This window comes from Aquimarina sp. TRL1, from assembly GCF_013365535.1.
Taxonomy (GTDB): domain Bacteria; phylum Bacteroidota; class Bacteroidia; order Flavobacteriales; family Flavobacteriaceae; genus Aquimarina; species Aquimarina hainanensis.
Genome location: NZ_CP053590.1, coordinates 1,750,778 through 1,771,438, shown reverse-complemented (window position 1 = coordinate 1,771,438; position 20,661 = coordinate 1,750,778). Strand labels below are relative to the sequence as shown.

Sequence of the window (20,661 nt, the reverse complement as noted above, 5' to 3'; positions counted from 1 at the left end):
ATTATCTATATAATGTAAAGTGACCTGTAAACTCTCTGTTGTCAATATCATTAAGAATAATGGTGAACCAATAGTCTCCTGACGGAAGTTCTTTTCCTTGATATAATCCATCCCATCCTTTTTGGTCTCCTAAAAATTGCTTCAATAATCGTCCGTATCGATCAAATACTTTTACTTCCATATTATCAAAGTAGAAAGGATCATCAGAATTTGGGGTTATCTGTCTTGGATACCAGAATCGTTCTTCCTCTGTAATATTAGGATCATCTGGTGTAAAATAGTTAGGAATACGGATGTTGATATAGGTAATAAACTGATATATCTCCACGCTACATCCTTTAGAATCTTCCACTCTTAGTTTATAATCTCCAGTTTTTCTAACCGTAAAGATATTATCCGTCAGCTCTTGTTCTTCATCTTCGAATGTTACATAGTACGTATATTCTTCTACTCCTCCTGTAACAATAATTTCATATTCGTTAGGATCTTGAGGGTTGTTTGTCATTTGTGCAACTGGGATCGAAAGCGGTGTATATTCTTCTACCTGAATAACTCCTATTACTTGCTGACACCCTGATACCTCATGAAGCATCGTTCCTTCATATTCTCCCGGAGCAACTACAAACTCTCCTGTATAATTATTATTAGGCATTGGATCTGCTGTTCCGTTAACACCTCTCAGACTAAATAATACAGCACGGTTTCCGAAAACATCGAAGAAATCATCTGCTACATTAAACTCTACTCGATATACTTCATCTTGTATTACCTGTGCAGTTTCTTCATCTCTTACTGGACAATCTAATTTATCTTCTAATACTGCACTAAGCTCTACTCCAGGTATAATATCAATATTCAATGCGATCTGACATCCACTGCTATTATTAGAATCTCTTAAAAATAATGTGGTAATTCCTCCCGGAAGATTTGTCAATTCAAGATTAGTAGGATCTGGTACAGGAACAAAACTAGCATCTTCTCCTGTTATACTCCAGAAATATCCAGGCACTCCTCCAGTAATTGACACATTCGCTGTTCCATTCATATCTCCTGCACACTGCTCTGGTGTTGTAGCAATAATATCCGCTGTAATTGCAGCTGGTTCTTCTATTATTAAATCACTTATAGAAAAAGGACATCCTCTAGCATCTGTTACCTCTGCAGTATATGTATCAGCAGGAAGGTCTTCAAAAACATGAATTCCTATCGTTTGATCTATTTCATCACTAACCAATCTATATACAGGTTCTCCGTTACTCGCATATAAGGTATACACATATCCAATTACTTCTCCTGAACCTGAAGAATCCGTCTGATTTCCACCTGTTGCTGTAATTTCAATTCTACCATCTGTTTCTCCATTACAGCTAATATCTTGTGGTACTGCAGTAACTACAAATTCTTCTGGTTGTGTTATGTTAAACGGCAATGTTACCGTTGGACAACCTGGATCTGTCATCACTGTATACGTATAGGTTCCTGCAAGTAACTCTCCAAAGAAACTTTCTGATTGGGGACCAATGTTAACTGTTGCTCCCAGATAATCCGTTCCTGTAATTTCATATTGATAGTCTCCCAGGCTTCCACTTACTTGCGAATCAATAGACCCTGTACGTTCACTAAAACATACAATTGCTGTATTATTTTCATCTAAATTAAGCTGTAAAGGATCTGGTAAGATTACTACTACCTCATTAGAAGGAGGAGCAGCCTCACAACCATTCGTATCTCTTACATAGAATTGATACGTTCCCGGAGCTAAATCTGCAAACGTATGGGTTGTTCCACTTCCTACAAAATTAGTTCCGTCCATACTAAAAGTATACGAACCTGTACCACCAATACCTGTCACAGTCACATCTGGTGCCATATCAGCACATGTAATCTCTGTTACTGCAATCTCTACTTCTACTTCTGCTGGTCCTATAACGGCTCTAGCTTCTGAACTTTCACAAGTAAGATCATCACTAACCAACACCGTATAATTTCCGGCAGGTAAATCAGTAAACACATGTGTATCTGTAGTACTAGTCACCGCATCTGAAATAACACCTCCTGGGAATTCTAATCTAAACAAGTAGGTTCCTGGTCCCTGACCTCCATTTGCTACTGCTGTAATTGTACCATCGGTACCTTCAAAACAGGTAACATCTGTAGAAGAAGTCGTTACACCCGTAGCTACCGGAGCTGGGATGTTAATTGTTTCAGAAGCTTCACATCCATTCCCATCACGTACAAGTACTGTATAATCATTCGCAGCATCCGGATCTAAATCTTCGAATATTCCCGTAGTATTTGTTCCATAAGGAACCAATATATTTCCTGCTGGTTTTTCTAATTGATACTGGAAAGAACCTGCTCCTCCACTAGCAACAGCCTGAATTTTTCCATCACTTCCCGGGTTACAAGTAACTCTGCTACTCTCTAAGGTAACACCTACTGCAGAGTCCGGACTGGTTATAGTAACCGTACTAAATGACTCATCACAGAAAGGATGATCTAATGCTTCTATATCTACTCTAAATACTCCTGAAGGAAGACTTCCTACCAATAAAGGATTAGTAGACGTGTTTCCTGATCCATTGGTAACTGGTGCTCCTGATACCGTATTTACAATAGTATAATTATATGCTCCTGTATAATCAGATACATTTATATTTATAGATCCCGTTGGATCTCCAAAACAACTTACAGGGTCTACCTGAGTCGCTGTTACTGTTATTGTATCAATTAAAGGTACATTATATTCTAGTGTTTCTGTACACCCTGTTCTATTATCTGTGATAATAATAGTATAATCTCCTGGTTCTGCCAAATCAAATTCAGCTACAAACACTAATGCGCCAGGGGTGGCTACATCACCAGTTTCCACAACTTCAAAACGGAAATCACCTGTTCCTAAACCATCATCTGCTACGGCTACTTGTATTCTTTCTGAATTAAAAATTCCAGGTGTATTACTACAAGAAATGTCTGTAAGCTTTGTTATTGTAGGGTTTGTAATAACAGGGAATGTTGGTATAATTTCTTGTAATGGTGTCAAAATACTACATCCATTACTGTCTTTTACTGTAATATCATAGGTTCCGCTAACAGTTGCCTCAAATGAATGAGAAGTTCCTCCTGTATCCGTCGCTTCAATATCAGAAACATTCAACCCTCCCGGTCCTGTATATGAAACATAATACGGAGGTGTTCCATTTGCAATTGTAATAGTAATTGTCGGATAATCCGGTATGTTATCCCCTCCACAAGCATAGTTTGTCTGTGCAGAAGAAGCTGTTACCTGAGAAGGTTCTAATATAGTAATTGGCTGTTCTACTACCTGACACCCTTTAGAAGATGTCACAACTACTCTATATTCTCTAGCTGTAATTGGTGTAGAAGGAGTTCCTGTTATTGCAAACAATGGATTGTCTATCTGGTCTACTCCTACCTGCGTATTAGTTGCTGTTTCGAACAACTGATACGTATACGGTCCTTCTGTTGCTGTTGCAGCATCTAAATTCACTAAAATGCTACCATCATTTCCTCCATTACAACTAACATTAGCAGTTGTTGCCGGAGATAAAGTTGGTTGTACAGGATCATCAATAGTAATTGTATCTGTCTCGGTACAACCGCCTGGCGCAGGTCCTATAACAGCATCAACAACTTCTGCTCTATAATCACCTGGTGGTACATTACTAAAGGTAACCTGAGTTGCTACATTAGGTCCAGGTGTTTGTGTCACTCCCACGGCCGCAGATCCAGTAGCAAGATCAATTAGCGTAAAAGTCCAATTCGCCATTGCAGATCCACCGCTTACCGTAGCTATAATCGTTCCATCTGCTGCGGTACATGTAGGAATAACACCAGGCACTGCATCAATCAATAATTCTGGATGAACTATGATTTGTCCTGTATCCGAACATCCATTCGGATCTCTTACAAAGTAATTATATGTTCCTGGTCCTGTAACGGTAAAAGTAAATGATCCATCATTTGGAGTATCTGTCACAAAAGATGGGGTATCTGTTGTCGCTGGATCTCCATCATCAATCCCATATTCCAGCTGACCTGTTCCAGTAGCCGTTACAGTAAACTCATAACTTCCATCAAAATTACAAGCATCATCTACATGAGTAGGTAATGGTAAATTAAATGCCGGATCAGCTGTGTATGTAATTGTCACATCTTGATGTGCAATGGTACAATTAGACGCGTCCGTCACATAAATATCCCAATCTAAGTCAGCTCCTGCATTTGGATCTAAAACCAATACGTTATCAGCTCCAAAATCAGCTGCAACCGGAGTTACTCCATCTAATACAGCAGCATATTGATATGGAGGTCTCCCCCCTTGTGCTGTCACTACAATTTGCGAATCCTGATTACAATTACCCACAGTCGGTGTTCCTAAACTAAATTGTAATAAAGGAGGTTCTTCTATAGTAAAATCTAACCTTGTACCACAGAATGGTTCTGTAGGGGTAAAAGTGATTACATAATAGTTTCCTTGAGGAATTCCCGTTATTGTATTTGTAAACGGTGCTCCTGCAGAAGAATTCGAACCACTTAATATAGGTACTAATATTCCAGGGTTTCTGTATACTTCCCACTCAATATCAGTTCCTGTGTAATTATTAACTGTATATTCAAACTCTCCATCAGTTAAACCATTACATGTAATATCTCTAGTAGCTACTTCTACTGAAGAAATTGCAGAAGGACCGTTGGTCGGTACTAATCGCTCTTGATATACACATCCTCCATTATCTCTAACTTCTATAATATAGGGAATCGAAAATGTCAGTCCTGTAAATTGGTGTACATTTCCTCCTGGAGTCGCATCTAACACAAATGGTGCAGGTGGTACCGGAGAACTTGGATCTACATTCCCGTTAGTAAGGCTAAACGTACTTAGAATAGGATCCGGGTGGTTTACTATTCGTATTTCATAATCTCTTGCTCCATTAGTAATGAACACATCATACACTGCTCCGTTTGTATTACAATCAGAAGCCACAGCAACTGCTACAAAATCTAAATCATCTGGTGGAGATGATATTTCTTCTAATGGAGATCTAAATTCACATCCATTTTCATCCACTATCTGAATATAATATGAACCAAAATCTAATCCTCCAAAAGTAACTGAAGTAGCTGTAGTTGTGATCGTATTTCCTGGAGTTAATGAAGGATCAGTAACCAAAGCTCCTGAACTATCATGAATCGTATATATATACCCTATTGTAGAAATAGTTCCTCCTGTTACCGCACTTGCAGTGATTGTACCTAATGTTGGTGGTGGTGTTGGATCACATTCCAATGGTGTACTGCTAATGGTGGCACCAATAGCCGCCGGTTCATTTACTGTAATACTAAATGTCTCACTACATCCTTTACCATCTGTTACTACATAATTATAAGGTCCTGCAGCTAATCCTCCATAAGAAGTATTATTACTATTTCCTAAACCATTAAAATTAATCTGATACGGAGGAGTTCCGACAGAAGTGTCAACTGTAATTTCAACTGATCCATTAGATAGTCCATTACAGGTTACGTGATTAGCTGTAGCTGTAGCTACTGGTAACGGATTATCAGTAACAGTTATAATATTAGAAACTGCTGTACATGATTCACTATCTGTTACCTGGAATTGATATGTTCCTGCTGTATCGATACTAAAAGGAGAGGTTCCCCAAGTACCTGGAATTGCCACAAAACCACCAGTTCCGTCAATCTCAACTGTAATCACATTCCCTCCATTTCCTCCTGTAGGAGTAACACTAATAGATGCATTATTATTACCTGGTGTACAGTCTAGGTTTTTATCCAAAGCAGCAGAAATTGCTATTTGTGGTTGAATCGTTTCGGTAATGGTATTTGAGGTACACCCATTAACATCCTTTACTATAATATTCTGAACTCCCGGTGAAAGGTTTGAGATCGTAAATGGGTTCGTCACTGCATTTTGATCACCTCCTCCATTTACTGTATAAGTATATGGAGCTACTCCATTTGTTATTGTAATTTCCAAACTAGCCGGATCAGCACTGGTATAACACCAATCTGCATCTGTCCTTGCTATTGTCGGAGGTGAAGATGTATCTACTGTAGCCTGTTGTGGAACTGCCAAACAAGCTGTTGTATCATTACCATCTCTAACATTAATTGTATAGGTAGCTGCTGCTAAAGGAGAAAATATATTCGACGTAGAAAAGTTTTCTATAACTGTCGTATTAGTAGCATCTCTTAATTCATATTGATACCCTCCTCTTCCTCCTGTAGCTGTCACAGTAATAATTCCATTCGAGGCTCCACAATCTGTATCATCGACATTAAAAGTAAATGTCAAAGGATCTGCCGGTTCATTAATTTCTACAGTTGCTGTCTGGCTACAACTAGTAGAATCATCTGTTACTGTGATAGTATATGTTCCTGCTCCACCTGTAATTGCAGTTGCCGGAGAAGCTGCTGAAGTATTATTTACAGATATTGGTGTAAATGTAGGGGGTCCTGTCACAGTATAACTATAGGTCGTTGCAAAATCGGTAGTCGTAAATGTAAATTCTCCATCAGTATCATCAACACAAGTAACATCCCTTAATTTATTAGCTGTTACGGCTATATTATCTACCGGGTTAATCGTAATCTGTTCTGATCGTATACAATTATCCGAAGTTGTTCTTGCTTCGAAAGTATATGTCCCAACAGGTAATGTATAAATTGTCGTAGCAGCAAAGGCAGTTGCATTTGCTAGCGGTAATGTAATTCTATATTCAAAATCAGCGGCTGTCACTCCATTTGTTCCAGTAGCAGATACCGTTATCGTTCCTTCTTGATTTGTTCCTGTGGTACAATTTATATTATCAATATCAAAATCTATATCTGTTACTTCCTGCAAAGGATCAATTGTCACTGTTGATAATAAAACCGGACAAGCGGTTGTATTTCCATCTCTTATATACACATTATAATCGCCACTCGCCAGCCCTGTAAAAGAACCCGTAGTATTAGTATAATCTGTACCATCTATGCTATAAAAATATGGAGGAGTACCATTAGCCGGGCTTGTAACCGTAATCGTACCCTGTGGCACATCACAAGAGATTTGAGTATGCGCTACTGTTGCTGTTATAGCTGTTGGTTCAGAAATTGTTACCTGATTAGAATCCACCGGACATCCAAAACGGTCTGACATTGTTACCAGATATGTTCCTGTAGCCACATTTACAAACGTATGTGTCGTATTACTGGTAGTTTCAGTTTGCAATACAGTAGTTAGATCTGTTATATTTTTTAATTCATATGTATAGGGAGCTTCGCCTGCTGTTACGGTAATCGCAATAGATCCGGTTTCTCCGGCACATACCGGATTTGTTCCTGCAATAGTTCCTGTTACGGGAACATACGGATTCACGGTAACTTCATTTGTGGTAGCCGTACATCCTGTATCATCATCATAAACAACATAGGTGTAATTTCCTGCAGTTGTCACAACAATAGGGTTTGCTCCGCTAATATTTGTAGGGTCTCCTTCTGGATAATACGTAAAATTTCCTGAGCCACCCGTTATTGTTATTGTAATTTCAGCGATAAACTCTCTATCATCAAAAGGCGGAGCCGTTGGATCATAATTAGGATCCGACGGGTCGTTTAGAGAGGCGTCTGGTTGATAATTCGGATTACATCTAAGGTCACTTGTTACAGCAGCAGTCGCAGTAAAATCAGGTGCTTCTAGTACAGTAATGCTTCTGGTTTCAATACAATCTCCATCATAAGATTCTACTTCTACCTGATAATCATCTGGATTAAGGTTATTAAATGTATGACTCGTATCTGTTACATTTCCAGTGGTGACTGTATAGGTTCCTGCTGTATTCGTAATCGTATATAAATAATTTGCCTGACTATTCGTTACTGTAATCACCACATTTCCCTGATCGGTAGGACAATCCGGACTGTTCACGGTAATTTCTACATCTGATTCTAATTCTTCCATCAATCTGGATGCCGTAAAAATACATGCATTGGCTCCTGTTTTTTGACGGACATTTAATTGGTATGTTCCTTCTTCTGTTAATCCGTTAAACGTAGCAGAATCTTGATACCCAATAGTCGTATTGGTTTCGGGAGTGATTAATTGATATTCATACTGATCTGAAGAATTCTGTACATTTAACGTTCCCGGATTTCCACAAATAATATCTTTTACAATAACTAAATTAGGTTCAAAGCTATTTTTAAATACATTAAAATAGAAGTCAATTTCACAAGTATTATCAAAAGTCACTTTAATTCTATATTCTCCTGCCTCTGTTGCCGTATATGCTTGAGTATTTCCTACATCAGTCCAAAATCCACTACATTCAGAATCTAAAGTAGGACAGTTTGGATCTCTATCTACAGTTGGACAACTAAGCGGATCTAAACGCTGCCACACAATACTGGTAGCTGCGGCAAACCCAGAATCTAAAACAATTTCATCATTGGCTCCACACAGGAACAACTCCGGCATTTCTCGTCCATCCGCTGCACATGTCCTGATATTTCCATTTACTGCAGGGTCATTAGCAATAGCAATTATTGGGTTTACTACATCCGTAAATGAATCTACTGTCCAAGTTTCGAACATATCATTACAATCCGGATTTCCAGTTTTATCAACTCTATATCGTCCTCCTGATGTGATAGTTAATGATTGCGTATTCCCGACAACCGCACCACTATCTAAATTAGTCCAAACATAGGTAGGGAAACCACCTCCGGCAGTTAATGTATGTGTTCCCTGACAAAAGAAGTCTTCAAAATCTCCATTACAATCTCCAGGATTAATCAGGAAATTAGACGCTCCTGCAATATCTGCCTGACAAGAATCTTGTCCAAGGACACTATCTTCCCCTGAATTAGTTGTTCCGGAAATTTCTCCTGTGTAGGTGGCTTTTGCTATATTTTGAATATCCTTGCTACAGGCGTCTCTTAAATCCTGACAAGTATTAACTACATTTACGCCAAATCGAATGGTAAATGAAGGATCAAAACGTTCAACAATGTTATCCGCAATATCAAAACGGATTGACCTATTAACATTATCAATAGTATAAGTTACTCCTGCCGGAACAGTTATAAGCATTTCATTTAAATCAATATTCGCGGGCAATTCATCGTTGATGAAGGCATTGATAATATCTTCATTTCCCTGGTTTTGAATTGTCAGCTCATAGTATAAACTTTGCCCTAATGTTACACCTCCTCCGGTAATATCATTTAAATTTTCATCTAATACTCGTTTAAATACCTTTAGTTCTGGCTCAATAATATCCACACTAAACATATTGAGGAAAATACGATATACATCTCTAGTTGTACTTGCTATAAATTCCACTTCTGTTTGGTTCCAACCAATAGATGAGGGTTCTCCTCCAGGTGCATTTCTAGGGTTTGGGATATCAAAAATATCTGCATCAAACCCCAGGGTATTCTCTGAAGCAGGATTTCTTGCTGTATTGTAATTTCCATCAACTGTAATCGAGCAATTAAAAAAGTTATTACTCACATTTGCAGGGTTAGAAAATAAATTCATAGAAGACCCCCCTAAAGGCTCTCGTAAAATCGATAATCTATCTCCTGGAATTCCATAATCTCCTTCTAGAGTAGCTACTCCAAATCTCGCTCTTACATCATTAGGAGGCGGTAGGGTTTGGAATCCATCATATACAAAACTTCTATTTGCATTGGATATCGCTAAAAACCCATGACGTGTACTAAAATATCGTCTGGGTAAAGTGGGGTCTTCATAAATAATCACCATTGTCCACCCATTAGAAATTCCCGGAGAATCACTATCACCAGTTGCTGATAGAACATTCGCTACAGTATAGGTTCCATTAATACTAGCGCCTGCAGCTTGTAAATTCTGAAATTCTTGTGTAAGATCCGCATAACAAACATAGGTTAAATCAAATTGCGCAGTATTACTTGGGTTTGTCGATGTATTTCTATATCCATCATATATTACCCCTTCATCACCTGCTTCTGCAGTTACATCTACATAGGTAGCAGCTCCTGGAGTTCGCAATTTTATGGTTCTAAAATCATCTCTTGGATCCGGTAACGGTAAATTTGTTGTTATCGGTCTTCCAACACCATTTTTCTGGATAAAATAAGTAGCTGCCCAATACAATCCTACATAAGCAATTTTAGCACATGTAGGGTTTCCACTATCAAAATCTGCACTACTAGAGCTAAAGGTATCATCAACCCCATCTCCATTCTCATCGATAAAGCCATCGATATCAATATAGTCTACATTCAATCGGTCATTCGCCCAATCTAAATGGAAATCATTGTTTGGATTATAGTTTACTCCATTATGAAAACCACTTAGTCCGGTAACCGCATTACCGATCATCTGCATATTTCCTTTAATCGTGATATCACTGGCGTCATTTAGCGGTTTTCTAAAAGCGACCTGCGCTGTAGTAAATTCCATCGTGAAAATGGACACTAGCAACAGTGTTACAGCTATCTTTACGTATATCTTTGTTCTCATAAGCTGTTAGTTTTGGGGTTGAATTTCATTTTTTGTGTGTTAGTTAAGCTACTATTGTACTTTTAAAATATATAGTTCACCGTCATATGTATTATCGACATTAGAGAATAAGCTTTGTTTAGCTTCGTCAAGAGAATCAAACCTCTTAAGATACACATAGATGTAATTATCTTTAGGGTTTCTAAAGTGCTGAGGCTCTAATCCCTGACTTCTTAACTTAGCCATTCCTTGTTCGAAATAATTTTCTCGTTTAAAAATGTTTGTTATTAAATAATATCCATTTTCTATATTATGACCTCCGATAAAGGATAAATTTTCTGTTAATACATTATCTTCTTTTACGGTAGCCTTTATAATTCTTGTTTCTTGTAATAATCGCTTAAATGATTCTACTCTATTTCTAGCAATATTCAGAATCCACATATCTCCTAAATACCTGTTATCAATACTGCTCATGTATTTTTCTATCGCTTCATCTTTACTTCGATATGATTCAATTGCTACATATTGGAAATCATTTTCTGGATTTACAATCACTTGTGTATTATTAAATCCTAAATCGTTTTGTAATGCTGACTTAAATCGTTCTGCATATTCTCCTCCTTTAAATACATTTCCGATCAGGTAGTATCCTTCTGGATATCCTGCAATGTATTTTGTAGCGATTCTCGCTTCCGGTCTGGAAGTTTCAGCAAATTTTACAAATCTATTTTTAGCAACTAATCGCTTAGAACTAATTGGATTTCTTTCTTTTCTTACTTCATCTGCATCCTGGTTCATATTAACAAGAGATTCCAGAAGTTTATTAAATTCACGTTTGTCTACATTTAATCCAGAAGTTAGTAATGAGTCTCTACTCGCAATTAACTTATCAGTAATACGACTACTGTTATCTAATTCTTTTTGGATATCCTGAATATTCTCAGGTTCTTTTTCTTCCTGTCTTTTTCGTTCTTCTTCCGCTAATCGAGCTGCTTCTGCTTCCTGACGTAATCGCTCCTCTTCTGCTTTTTGCTTCGCTTCTTCTTCTAATCTTCTTTGTTCGCGCATTTCCATCTCCAACTGTCGTTGTGCTCTTAAACGTTCTTCTTCTGCTGCTTTTTGTCTTGCTTCCTCTTCCAATCGCTGTTGCTCACGCATTTCCATTTCCAGTTGTCGTTGCGCTCTCAATCGCTCCTCTTCTGCTGCTTTTTCTTCCGCTTCCTGACGTAATCGCTCCTCTTCCGCTAATCGGGCTGCCTCTGCTTCCTGACGTAATCGCTCCTCTTCTGCTAATCGGGCTGCCTCTGCTTCCTGACGTAATCGCTCCTCTTCTGCTAATCGGGCTGCTTCTGCTTCCTGACGTAATCGCTCCTCTTCCGCTAATCGGGCTGCCTCTGCTTCCTGACGTAATCGCTCCTCTTCTGCTAATCGAGCTGCTTCTGCTTCCTGACGTAATCGCTCCTCTTGACGTAATCGAGCTGCTCCTCTTCTGACGTAATCGAGCTGCTAATCGAGCTGCTTCTGCTTCCTGACGTAATCGCTCCTCTTCTGCTAATCGAGCTGCTTCTGCTTCCTGACGTAATCGCTCCTCTTCTGCTAATCGAGCTGCCTCTGCTTCCTGACGTAATCGCTCCTCTTCTGCTAATCGAGCTGCTTCTGCTTCCTGACGTAATCGCTCCTCTTCTGCTAATCGAGCTGCTTCTGCTTCCTGACGTAATCGCTCCTCTTCTGCTAATCGAGCTGCCTCTGCTTCCTGACGTAATCGCTCCTCTTCTGCTAATCGAGCTGCTTCTGCTTCCTGACGTAATCGCTCCTCTTCTGCTAATCGAGCTGCTTCTGCTTCCTGACGTAATCGCTCCTCTTCTGCCGCCTTCTCTTCTTGAAGCTCTTGCTCTCGCATTTCCATCTCTAATTGACGTTTTGCTCTTAATCGTTCCTCTTCTGCTGCCTTTTCCTCCTGAAGCTCTTGCTCTCGCATTTCCATTTCTAGCTGACGCTTAGCTCTTAGACGTTCTTCTTCTTCTTTCTCTTCCTGAAGCTGCTGTTCCTGCATCTCCATTTCTAATTTACGCTGTGCTCTTAGGCGTTCTTCTTCCTCCGCAGCAGCTTTTGCAGCTTCTTCTTGCTTTTTAGTAGCTTCAGCCACACGAGCAGCTTCAGCTTTTGCTTCTTCTTCTTTTTTCTTAGTAGCCTCTGCTTCTTCTTTTTCTCTTTCTATTCTAGCATCTTCTTCCGCTTGTTGTTTTGCTGCAATTGCTTCTCTGGCAGCTTCTTCTTTTTCTATTTCTTTAATTACTTCTTTCTCTTCTTCTGATAAATTTTCTTCTTCTTCCTTAGCTTTTTGTTCAGCAATTTCAATTTCTGTCATTTCTGCTGTTAGCTTTCTACTTGCACGTAATCTTCTTTCCTCTTCTTCTCGTTCTTGCTCTGTCATTTCAGCAGTTAGCTTTCGACTCGCTCTCAATCGCTCTTCTTCTTCAGCAATTTCCTGCTCTGTCATTTCTGCTGTTAGTTTTCTTCTTGCTCTTAATCGCTCCTCTTCCGCTGCTCGCTCCTCAGCTGTCATATCAACAGATAATCGACTTCTGGATCGTAAACGTTCTTCTTCTGCACGTTGCTGTTCGGTCATTTCTCTCTCCAGTTGTGACCTTCTATTGAGCAATTCTACTTCTTCTTTTCTTTGCTCTGCCAATTCTTTTGCTCGTCTTGCTTCTTCCTCTTTGGCTTCCTGAATAGATCTTTCTAACCTACTCATAGCTCTACGCGCTTCGGATAAAGAGTCTCCATTCTTTTCTCTTAATTCCTGAATTAGCTTATTTTGCTGTAATATTTCTTTCTTTAATCTTCTTATTTCTGAATCTCTAGCTTCATATGCTTTTTGAGAGGATGATTTTCTACTTCTTCCTTTTCTATCATCTACATTAAAGTTATATGCTAACCCCACTTCATGAGTTGCACCAAAATTGCTAGTGTCCCCAAAGCCTGTTTCATAGGTATATCCAATAGAAACTTTTGGCGAAATATTAGCTCCTACTCCCAGCGAAGCTCCATAAAAACTATTATATCCTAATTGAGCCCACCCTAATTTTGGTAATTCGACAATTCCATTCGCTCCATATCTCAAATCTCCTTCTGATGGCATACTGGCATATACCATTGCTCTAACTGTTTTATCTGATCTTCTCTCAAGACTAGTCGTATACATCGCATGCCCTGAAATAGTCATATTATCTGTGGCTAATTCACTAGAAGTTAAATTATACGCAACAAGGTTGCTTACCGCAACCCCTACATCAAATTGATCGTAATTAAAATTAATTCCCGGTGATAACAAGAAAACCGAACTCTTCTCATAATTAATAATGAGCGGATCGTTTACTTGTAATCCATTATTAAGAGTAAAGCCATCATCGATGGTTGCCGCATCTATATTTGATTTTATCCCACTTTGAGAAAACCCTAGGTTCATACCAAAAGTAAGATTCATGTCTCTGTCTATTTCTACTCGATATGCATAATTAGCAACCCCTCCAAAATACCGGTAAATTCCTTCGTTTTGTTGGTGCAGACCAATACTTACTCCCATTCTTTCATCAAAATTAGAAGTATAGTTTATCAAAAAAGTCTGCGGATTATCATTGAAAGAAGCCCATTGAACTTTATTGTAAACGTTAATAGATTTCTTATTTTCTCTGACTAAAGAAAAGGTAGGGTTAAAGTAAAAACGATTGTACTTTACCAAATTATGGGTAGGTATATCCGAAGGAAGTACACCAAAATTTGTACTCTCTTCCTGTGCTTTCGTTATATTGAAAACTGTGCAAAACATACCAAACAAAAATAGTTTTCTGATCATAGATTATCTCATTACCGTAATTGAACCTTTTCGTATTACGGAATTGTTTTTTGTTATCACAAAGTAATATATTCCATCTTTAGCAGATGATCCAGAATTTTCTGGCCAATCTCCATTCTGAAAATTGGTTTTCTGTAGATCTACTTTCCCTCTTGAATCATATATCGTTATCTCTACCTCTTGACTGTTCGTTAATTCATCTGGTAAATTCCAAGAATCATTAACCCCATTTCCATCGATCGTTACCACGTTTGGGATAAAACTTGATAACGCTATTTCATTTCTTATTTCTTTTATAGGAGTATCGTATACACATTCTCCAGAAGTTATTCTTACAAAATAATCTCCTGCTTCCTGTACTACTAACTGATTTGTTGTTTCTCCTTCAATACTTGTATTTTCTCCATCCACTACTCTAAACCATTCATAAATATAATTGGCATTTTGTGGTACAGAAAGGGTAACACTTCCATTAAAAGGGATTGTTTCCGGATCAGCTGTTATTTCGATTGAATCTTCTAGAATTTCTATAGTGAGTTCATTAGATACATCCGGTTGAAATCCACCTGATTTTACACTTACTTCTAGTGTATAGACGTCATTTTCATCTATTCCATTTACAGCATAAGTAGTTCCTGTTTCTCCTGTAGTCTGACCTGATTTAAACCATTCAAAAGAGAAGAAATCATATTGCTCAGGTGTTAACGGAACCTCTACATTTCCCGGTGTTATTCCGAATAAGTTTTCTAAGGCAATTGTAGCAACACTGGCATCACAATCAATAACTGATGCAATAACAGGTTTAAAGTCTGTAGGAATAAAAATTTCAGTTTCTGACTGTAATACACTATTACAAACATCATTAGTAGTAACATCTACTCTATATACACCAGGACTTGAGGTCGTTATAGAAAGACCAGTTGCACCTGTGATCGGATTTCCATTTTCAAACCATTGAATGGTACTTCCGTCAGGTGCATTTGTAGTAATAGCGAGTGTTATTATTTCTGTCGGCATCAGGATCATCTCCGGAGGTGGTCTCGTCAAAATATCAGAACCTAAATTAATAACCTCTACAGGGTTTGATATTTCAGTACAAAGATCTGAAGCATCCACTTGTACGGTATAGTTCCCTGCGAAATTGCTGTCTGGCAAGAGATAAATAAAACTATTTGCGCCTTCTATTGCAACACCGTCTAAGAACCATTGATACGTATAGGCATCATCTTTAATATTACAACTCAATAGTTTATCAACCTGTTGCGGACAAAATTCCAAAGGAGGAGTTATTCCTCCGGTATCAATAAAAGCAGTGGTTTTATTTAAATAAAAAACATCTGTACTTGCGGAATCAAAATCATAAAACGGATTACAAGACCCAAAATTAATCTGAACTGAATAATTTCCTTCTTGTGTAACATTTTCTAATGTAGATCCAGTTTCACCTGCTAATATATTTCCATTAAATCTCCATACATATTCAGCAAACCCTTCTGGACGCGCAGTCAATGTAACAGACTCTCCCTGACATATCGCAACATTGTTAGCATCTGGATTAGGCCCTGATAGAGTTACTCCTACACTAGTATCGAAATAATAAATAGGTATGTTTGTATTGATATCACCTATAAATTCAGAACTGTCTGTTTTTACCGCTCTAACACGTAAACTAAAATTTTCACCTCTTAATTCAATTGGAATTGTAAAAGGACCAAAGTCTAATTTGAATGCTGGTGTAATAGGAAATTCAGCCGTAAAGCTTGCTAATTCTGTGGTAGTCGTATCAGAAAAAACACCATCTGCATCAGATAACTCCAGCATAAAACTGGTTCCAATACCAAAAAAACCTGAAGGACCATTGTATTCTGCAACGGCAGATCGATTGGGTGTATTTTGATTAACACAGGCAATTTCTGCTGTGTTTGAAATATCATTAATATAAAACTGAGGTTTAGATATAGTCTGAGCTACCATTTTATATGATAACATACAAAATAGTAGCACGAATGCTAGGGACGACAGGTTAAGTTTTTTTTTCATAACATCACACTTATTAAAAAGGTGAAGGGAATATTACTTCAGCGATTTGGGGCGCTTGTTGATAATATTGTTAATATAATTTTAGTAAAGTCCTAAATTTATAAATTAATTATTTATATCAAACTTTATTTTAATTTTTTTTTGTAATAATATTCCTACTCTATTTATTTATACTAATTTCTTTATACAACTAATTACTTTTAAAGCTTTATAATATACATAAAAAAAAGTAAATCAGTATGTTATAGATAAAAAAAAGAAAAATTATCCTATAATATCGACTATGAATTATAATAATTTTCTTTAAAGAACGTCTAGATGTGCTATAAAAATAGTGCTTTTATCTACACAAATTTTCAATTTCAAATAGCTAAAAACGACAAATTTATACGACAAACTGAAAAAAAATAACGATATAGTAATCTCTTTTTTTTCATTTAAGTGTATAAAAATTATTTTTTTTCTACCTAAAAGTCATTTATTTATCATAAAAAAAAGCCTCATTAATTTTATTTAATGAGGCTGTCAAGTTTTAATCAATTTTATTCTTTAGAATCAGATGTTTTCTCTTCTCCATTAAGTTCTTTCAGGATATCGTCTGTAATATCTAATGCTTCTTTGGCATATAAAATATTAGCCCCTTCTGTATCACCATAAATGTAGGTGTATTGATTCTTCTTTCCATACTCCTTGATAAAACCTTTTACCTTGGTGATAATAGAATCAATTTCTGCCTGACTTCCTTTTTGAATTTCCTGCATCTTCAATTGTTGTTCTTGCTGAAGTTGTTGCTGTTTTGTCATCAGCTCCTGCTCTTTCTTTTGTCTATTCGCAGCAGACATAGACTTCATTATGTTTTGATAACCTTGAACTTCTGTTTGAAATTGCTTTGCTTTAGCTTCTAGCTCAGCTCTTACTTCATCATTCTTTTTTGTCCACTTATCCTGAGCTTCTTTCATTTCTTTGTAATCAGAAACTACTTTTGTGTTATTTACATATCCTGTTTTCTCAGCTGGCTGATTACATGATGCTAACGTAAGAAAAGCAGCTGCAATCCATATACACTTTTTCATTTTAATAAAGATTAATTTCAGCACAAAAATATCAAAGTTAATGTGATGTAATAGCGATTGTCTATCAAATTATTATAATATAATAAAAAACAATAATTAATACTATTTGTATAAATATTAATTATAGATTATTTGTTCTAAAATCATACAACACTAACATTGCATAGATTGTTATTTACTTTTTAGAAAACACATATATATGGGAAGAAAACTCCTGAGAACGTCTTCCTTTTATATTCGAAAGAAAACCAATCCAAAAAGCTCTAAAAAAATTCATTTTTTGATTCTTATATTTCTCTGATAAAAGGGAAACATAATATGCATCAAATTTCATAGGTAAGATTTGTTCCAAAACAAAATCCTGTTCCTCAAAAATATTTTTTATTCCATTTTTTGAAAAATGCCATAAATGTCTTGGAACATCATATGCTGCCCAAAACTCTTTATAAAATTGTGCATCATATGATTTAAAATTCGGTACTGCGATTACTAATTTACCTGTATGAGTAAGCAATCGTTTTAATTCTTTTATTTGTTTTTCTATATCCGGTACATGTTCCAAAACATGCCACATTGTTATTACATCAAAACTATGATCATTATATATACTTGTATTAGTATCTAGATCTATGTTTTTTGATGCTGCTAATTTTCGTGCATTATCATTAGGCTCTACTCCACTTATCTTCCAAGAGTTTTTCTTTGCATGGAATAAAAAATCCCCTGTTCCTGCTCCTATATCCAAAAGGTTTCCAGTTCCCTTATGTAAACTAGTAATAAGGGATACTTTCTTATTAATAGCATATTTCTTTACTACCTGATATATTTTTTCAAAAACAGATCGTTTTGAATCGGTATGAGAAATATAATCTTCACTTTCATAATATTTATCCAATTCCTCTATACAAGATTTGGGTTTGGTTTCTAATATTTCATATTTTTTATAAAAATGTAATTCAAATTCCTCTTTTGTTATGGTATGATCTATACAACGGATATGAAAACTATTTTTATCTATATTACTCATCATTATGTAAAAAATTACTGTATATATTGATATATACAACGAATAAAAAATACTTTTTTGAACAAAAAACTCCTTTTTAAATGCTAAAAACACAAAAAACTATTAAAAATGATAGTTTTTTGTGTTTTTAGTATCAAGTTCCACGTGGAACATCTTTTATTACCTTCCCATATATACTAATAATACCGAAATATCATTAGGAGAGACTCCACTAATTCTCGATGCTTGAGATACCGTTCTAGGTTTAATTTTCGACATTTTTTCTCTCGCTTCAAAAGATAATGACTTCAACTTAGAATAATCAAAATTTTCTGGAATACGAACATCTTCTAAACGATTCAATTTATCTGCATTATTTTTTTCTTTTTCAATATATCCCGCATATTTTACCTGAATCTCTGCTTGTTCTAAAATTTCTTGTTCTAGATTATTTTCATTTATATACTCTTTCACTTTCTCAAAAGTAATCACATCCTCTAAAGTAATTTGTGGTCTGGCAAACAATTTAAAAAGTTTACCACTTTGACTCATCGGAGAAGATCCTTTTTTCTCTAATACAGGATTTGCTTCTTTTGGAGAAATACTTGTTTCTTTAAAAAAGGAAACAAGATTAGAAGATTCTTTTTCTTTTTTCTCCATTCTTTTTAATCGCTGCTCTGTAGCTAATCCTATATCATAAGATTTTGGTGTTAATCTAAAATCAGCATTATCTTGTCGTAGTAATGTTCTATATTCTGCTCTAGAGGTAAACATTCTATAAGGTTCTTCTGTTCCTTTTGTAATTAGATCATCTATCAGTACACCAATATAAGCTTCGCTTCTTTTTAAAATAAAAGGTTCCTTTTCTTTAACTTGTAATGCGGCATTAACTCCAGCTATTAATCCTTGAGAAGCAGCTTCTTCATATCCTGTAGTACCATTAATTTGTCCTGCAAAATATAATCCGTCTATAATTTTAGTCTCAAGTGTATGTTTTAACTGTGTGGGTGGAAAATAATCGTATTCTATTGCATATCCAGGGCGAAAGAATTTTACTTTTTCAAAACCTTCTACAGAACGTAGTGCTTTAAACTGAACATCTTCTGGTAAAGAAGTAGAAAATCCATTAATATACATTTCTACTGTATTCCATCCCTCCGGTTCCACAAAAATCTGATGACGATCTTTATCCGCGAATCTATTAATTTTATCTTCTATCGACGGACAGTATCTTGGTCCTATACTTTTTATTCTTCCATTAAACATAGGAGACCTGTCGAACCCTTCTCTTAATAAGTCATGAACTAAAGGAGATGTATACGTCATATGACAAGACCTTTGTTTTTTCAAAGGGGATGTCATATTCGAATAACTAAATTTTTCGGGTTGTTCATCTCCGGGTTGTTCTATCATTTTAGAAAAGTCCAAAGAACGTCCATCTACACGAGGTGGTGTTCCTGTTTTCATTCTTCCAGATTCAAAACCAAGAGCCACCAATTCTTCTGTTATTCCTGTAGCTGCTTTTTCACCTGCTCTTCCTCCTCCAAATTGTTTTTCTCCAATATGTATTAAACCATTTAAAAAAGTTCCATTAGTCAAAACAACAGACTTACTTTTAATCTCAACACCCAATGATGTTTTCACTCCCTTAATTTTATTTCCTTCTATCACCAATCCTCCTACCATTTCTTGATAAAAATCAAGATTTTCTGTTTGTTCCAAAAGATTTCTCCATTCTTCGGCAAACCTCATACGATCGCTTTGAACTCTTGGACTCCACATTGCAGGTCCTTTTGATTTATTCAACATTTTGAATTGAATAGCCGTTCGGTCACTCACAATTCCACTATATCCACCCAAAGCATCAATCTCTCTTACTATTTGTCCTTTTGCAATTCCACCCATTGCTGGATTACAACTCATCTGAGCAATGTTCTGCAAATTCATTGTGATCAACAATGTTTTGCATCCCATATTCGCAGCAGCTGCCGCAGCTTCACTACCTGCATGCCCTCCTCCTACTACAATAACATCATATTCTCTTTCAAACATAACTTTATATAATCTGTTCCACGTGGAACATCTGTTTTTTTATTCGTTACATGTTCCACGTGGAACACTTAATTTTGATTTATTTTATTTGTTCCACGTGGAACATACTGTA

7 protein-coding genes are annotated in these 20,661 nt (G+C 36.5%); all 7 read right to left on the bottom strand.

Annotated elements, in window-relative coordinates:
* Position 1: 1 nt before the first annotated feature.
* Positions 2 to 10,540: a T9SS type B sorting domain-containing protein gene (locus HN014_RS07130; protein ID WP_176028193.1), complete on the bottom strand. Its 10,539-nt coding sequence runs from the start codon at positions 10,538 to 10,540 to the stop codon at positions 2 to 4.
* Between the two features lie 51 nt (positions 10,541 to 10,591).
* Positions 10,592 to 11,710: a hypothetical protein gene (locus HN014_RS07125; RefSeq protein WP_176028192.1), complete on the bottom strand. Its 1,119-nt coding sequence runs from the start codon at positions 11,708 to 11,710 to the stop codon at positions 10,592 to 10,594.
* Positions 11,673 to 14,351 carry a PorP/SprF family type IX secretion system membrane protein gene (locus tag HN014_RS07120; protein WP_176028191.1) on the bottom strand — a complete coding sequence of 893 codons (2,679 nt, stop codon included), beginning with the start codon at positions 14,349 to 14,351 and terminating at the stop codon, positions 11,673 to 11,675. The genes HN014_RS07125 and HN014_RS07120 overlap by 38 nt, the downstream gene beginning before the upstream one ends.
* Positions 14,352 to 14,381: 30 nt before the next feature.
* Positions 14,382 to 16,418: a gliding motility-associated C-terminal domain-containing protein gene (locus tag HN014_RS07115; protein ID WP_176028190.1), complete on the bottom strand. Its 2,037-nt coding sequence runs from the start codon at positions 16,416 to 16,418 to the stop codon at positions 14,382 to 14,384.
* A 542-nt stretch (positions 16,419 to 16,960) separates the two neighbouring features.
* Positions 16,961 to 17,491, bottom strand: a complete 531-nt coding sequence (locus HN014_RS07110) for an OmpH family outer membrane protein (protein WP_176028189.1) — start codon at positions 17,489 to 17,491, stop codon at positions 16,961 to 16,963.
* Positions 17,492 to 17,666: 175 nt separating this feature from the next.
* Positions 17,667 to 18,521, bottom strand: a complete 855-nt coding sequence (locus HN014_RS07105; protein WP_368660070.1) for a class I SAM-dependent methyltransferase — start codon at positions 18,519 to 18,521, stop codon at positions 17,667 to 17,669.
* A gap of 156 nt (positions 18,522 to 18,677) precedes the next feature.
* Positions 18,678 to 20,549, bottom strand: a complete 1,872-nt coding sequence (mnmG, locus tag HN014_RS07100) for a tRNA uridine-5-carboxymethylaminomethyl(34) synthesis enzyme MnmG (protein WP_176028188.1) — start codon at positions 20,547 to 20,549, stop codon at positions 18,678 to 18,680.
* Positions 20,550 to 20,661: the final 112 nt, after the last annotated feature.